We start from the raw sequence: 251 nt of genomic DNA, 5'->3' as shown, positions 1-251 counted from the left end.
CGACCACTTTCCAGCCGGGTGTCAGCAGCGCCTGGCTGACGTCCATCACGGGCAAGATCACGTTCGGGTCGAAGTCTTCACTCAGCACAGAGATGGCCAAGGTCGCGACAAACTTGCCGTTGCGTTGCAGCACCAGGCCGCCGTACAGCGTGTCGCGTTGCGTGCCTAATTGTTGATGGACGTAACGCACGGCATCCGCCTGGCTGCTGAACAGGGGGCTCAATCCTCGGCGCATAAAACTGGCGAAGGCG

At 61.0% G+C, this 251-nt stretch carries 1 pseudogene; it reads right to left on the bottom strand.

The window, feature by feature from the left end:
- Positions 1-251: pseudogene (locus tag JV201_RS29515) on the bottom strand (hypothetical protein); the annotation flags it as partial.

It is taken from the genome of Pseudomonas sp. Colony2 (assembly GCF_019382755.1).
Classification (GTDB): domain Bacteria; phylum Pseudomonadota; class Gammaproteobacteria; order Pseudomonadales; family Pseudomonadaceae; genus Aquipseudomonas.
This window is presented reverse-complemented; position numbering and strand designations above follow the sequence as displayed.